The sequence below is a fragment of the Candidatus Neomarinimicrobiota bacterium genome (assembly GCA_041862535.1).
Classification (GTDB): Bacteria; Fidelibacterota; Marinisomatia; order SCGC-AAA003-L08; family TS1B11.
In genome coordinates, this window is record JBGVTM010000204.1 from 1 (window position 1) to 3,851 (window position 3,851).

General features: G+C 52.3%; 4 protein-coding genes. All 4 read left to right on the top strand.

Annotated features, from left to right (window positions below):
• Positions 1-745: 745 nt before the first annotated feature.
• Positions 746-1,702 carry a hypothetical protein gene (locus ACETWG_07460; protein ID MFB0516424.1) on the top strand — a complete coding sequence of 319 codons (957 nt, stop codon included), beginning with the start codon at positions 746-748 and terminating at the stop codon, positions 1,700-1,702.
• A gap of 112 nt (positions 1,703-1,814) precedes the next feature.
• Complete coding sequence (locus tag ACETWG_07465) at positions 1,815-2,237, top strand: hypothetical protein (protein ID MFB0516425.1); 423 nt, start codon at positions 1,815-1,817, stop codon at positions 2,235-2,237.
• Positions 2,238-2,367: 130 nt separating this feature from the next.
• Positions 2,368-3,294, top strand: a complete 927-nt coding sequence (locus tag ACETWG_07470) for a DUF72 domain-containing protein (protein MFB0516426.1) — start codon at positions 2,368-2,370, stop codon at positions 3,292-3,294.
• A 55-nt stretch (positions 3,295-3,349) separates the two neighbouring features.
• Positions 3,350-3,851 (top strand): alpha/beta fold hydrolase (locus ACETWG_07475; protein ID MFB0516427.1); only part of this gene is annotated, 502 nt, incomplete at its 3' end.

Consider the following 3,851-nt stretch of genomic DNA (forward strand, 5'->3'; position numbering starts at 1 on the left):
TCACCAAAGATATCCTGGCAATCCTCAAGGCAGGACTTGTCCATCAACGTATTCCTCAGATTGTCAAGTCTCCGAAGGATCCCGATTATCTTACTGTGTTCGCTGACCAAAGTATGAATAACATGTCCTTCCGGGACCTGCTCCAGTAATCCCTCGCCTCCACGATCACTGCCTAGAATAACAGCCAATTTTTCGTCCGACATGGTTGGGTTCCCCTAAAATGACTGGTAGTACCCCCTTTTCCTGACAGGTTTAGGTCCTTCCTAATCGCTATGCTTACTTTTCTACTCATTGAGCTGGATGGATAGTTGCCAGCTAAACTTCGATCGCCTGGAGAGTAAGGGGGCAAACTGTAGTAGGTAATTTTCAAAATGTTGCCGCGTGGACGTTTCTTATAAGTACCCGGCAAGAGCATGACAGTGCTACCTGTTCTTTTGGATGCCAGGAAATAGGACTTCTTGATCTTAATTATACTAAGCTAATTAGGCAACTCCTTTTTGTCCTACCTGGTCTGAGAGTGAGAACCAGATAGCGATAGAATAATATGGCGAAGCCTTATTTTCTGAATCATATGAGCTGCAAACGATCTATGCTCTGACTACAGCCCAGAGGCATATCCTTGTCCTACCCGCAATCCACATATATATTCTACTTCACATTATCAACGAGTCACCGAAGCTAGTGCCTCATTAATTCATAACTTCAATTAACTCTGTTGAAAAAGCAGCTGCCGGTTATTTCCATCATGCCAAGACTGCTGCTCTTGATCATCACTTTTATGACCACTGTCGGCGTAGTCCCGGCCCAGCCTCCATTGGTCAACTTTCTGGGCCCTATTCCTGGCTATACTGCTCGACCTCAGGCCCGCTCATGGGCGCTCGGTGTTGAACTCTCCGGTGGGGTTGTCGCCTCCTTTTATGACACCCTAGGAACCGTCCATCGCTTCCCGGAGAACAAGGGATATGACCAGCTAGCAAGCCTGCGCCTGAACATGGGATATGCGTTCAGCGATATAATAGGTATCAGAATCAGGCTGCCATTCATTCTAGCGCAAGGTCCTCTCAGGGACCCCCTGGATGGGAGTGTATTGGATTCCGGGGTTGGGTCAGGGGATACCGGTCTGGGTGACGCCGTCCTGGAAGGATATCTCGTCCTGAGATCAGACCTCAACGGATCCGGAATGCTCCTCATAAAGGTAAAAGCCCCCACCGGCAGCACGCCCATAGAACTGGAAGGTACGGGCAGGACATCCACGGGGACCGGTCAGACAGATCTAGAATTTATGGGAGTAGCGGACCTGGCTATCAATAATAGACTGCTTGCTTCCATCGCCGGGTCCTACACCCGCCGACTGGAAGGCAGGCATCCTGATTACGTGGAGACTTTTGATCCCGGGGATAGAATTGCTGCCAATGGTCGCTTATCCATGCGTCTGACCCCCCTTTTAGCCCTGGGAATTGATCTTCACTATGCCAAATCTTTCTACGATTGGCGAATCGCTAAAGCCTATGGCCAAGAAACAGAAGCCATCGAGCACAGCGACAGCGAGGCTGTTTGCGTCACACCGATGATCGGAGGGATGTTTACCTGGGGAAAGCTGACCACGGTTCTGCTTGGGGCTTATACCCTGGATCTCAGGGGCTTGAACCGGACAAAGGTTGAATGTGTAACCCTGAGTGCTCAATTCTACTGCCTGCGATGAAAGCACCTTACCCAGCACGGAAGGCTCCATTACCGCAGGACTTCATCTTGGATACACCCAGACAATAACAGGTCTCTCAACTACTCGCGATACTGTCACAAGGGAGGTATTTATGGAAGAAAGACGATATCCGGATGAATTAGAGAATGAAGTTGAAGCGCAGGAGCAGCAACCGGAGCCCGGCAGATTGATGGCGCCCAGGTGGACGCAATGGCTCAACATCGCGGGCTCTCTGGCGGCCGTAACGACCATCACTATCCTTACCCTAGAGATGGCCTTCGGTTCAATCAGGCTGGGCAAACTTGCGGCCTATGCCCTGGGATCATGCATATTAATAGGCACTCTCTTGCTACTAATCATCGGTTACCGCTATGCACTCTCGAAAATTGAGCCAGGTCTTTGGCGATACACCTTCTGGTTTATCTCCATTCCGTTCGCCTTTCTCTACTACCTCATTCTAATCTTCTTAATATATGGTCAGTTTACACCTTTCCTTGTGAAAATGATGGAAGTAGCATTCTCCCGGGCGCCATAAGCGCTGCCGACGACTTGCCCCAGAGACGTAGGCTGCCTCCCTTGAAATAGTCTCAGCCTTGTCTAATCACCGCTGGCAACGGCCCCCGAGCTACCATTAGCCCCATCCCGTTTTTAACTTGCCCCATACTATGCTGCAAAACCAGACTCAACCCATCACTGACCGGGCTATCCAGCTGGCTCAACAGTCAGGCATCTATTTGGGCTCTTCGTCATGGAAGTACGAGGGCTGGCAGGGGCTGGTCTATAATGACCACTATCCCAGCCAGAAGGCTTTCCAGCGGCGGTGCCTGGCTGAGTATGCCCGCCACTTTCCCGCCGTTGGGGTTGACGCTACTTTTTACCGCTTCCCGGAGCCGCGCCTAATAGAAGAGCTGGATGCCCTCACACCAGCCAATTTCCGCTTCGGCCTGAAAGTCACCGAAGAGATCACCGTTTATAAATACACCACTCACCCCCGTTACGGCAGCCGCAAGGGACAGGATAACCCGAACTTTCTGGACGGCGAACTGTTCACAACCGATTTCCTGGACATAGTATCCGGCTTGGGTCATAAGCTGGGGCCTATTATCTTCCAATTCGGTACCCTGCCCGGGAGAGTGGTAAGTGATGGCACCTTTCTACGGCAGATCGACGATTTCCTCAGCGGTTTACCACCGGGCTATCAGTATGCCGTTGAGATTCGCAATCGCCAGCTTTTCAATGAGGACTACTTTGATGTGCTGCGCAGGCACGAGGTTGCCCACATCCATACCTCCTGGAGCTGGATGCCCACTTTTGCCGAGCAGGTCGCCAGGCAAGGGTCTTTCACCGCCAACTATTTCGTCATGCGCCTACTAACACCACCTCAGGTGGCTTACCAGGACGCTGTAGAGGCCTTCTTCCCGTATCAGCGTATTCTCAAGCCGCTGCCGCAGGTAAGACAGGCCCTCATTACGCATCTCAGCCACGCCATCCGGGCCAATTCTCCGGGGTATGTGTTCGTCAACAACCGTCTGGAGGGAGCTTCACCACTTACCATCGAGCAGGTGTTAGACCAGCTAATCGAACCCCAGTGAGACTTACCGCCGGAGTCCTTGCTGGAAAGTGCCCGAAATCAAGGGAGGAACAATAATGAAGGTTAACCTCAATGGTCATGCCCTGAATTACGTAGTGACTGACGCCGCTGACGGTCTCCCGGTCGTTTTTATCCACGGCTTTCCCTTCAATCACCGCATGTGGCAGCCCCAGCTACAGGTCCTCCCCCACCGTTACCGGGCCATCGCGTATGATGTCCGCGGCCATGGTGAAAGTGATGTCGGCGATGGCCAGTATACGATAGAGCTCTTTGTGGACGACCTGCTGGTCCTCCTTGATCACCTGGAAGTCGACAAGGCGGTGGTCTGCGGCCTATCCATGGGTGGGTATATCGCCCTGCGCGCCGTCGAACGCCAAGCTGACCGCTTTCGGGGAATGGTACTGTGCGATACTAAAAGTGAAGCTGATACCAACGAGTCCAAAATCACACGTGCCGAGACCATGAAGGCGGTGAAATCGCTAGGAGTGACGGCTTTCGCTGACGAGTTCGTGAAAGCCGTTCTGGCTCCCGGAACAATTGAGACCAATCCGCCGGTGG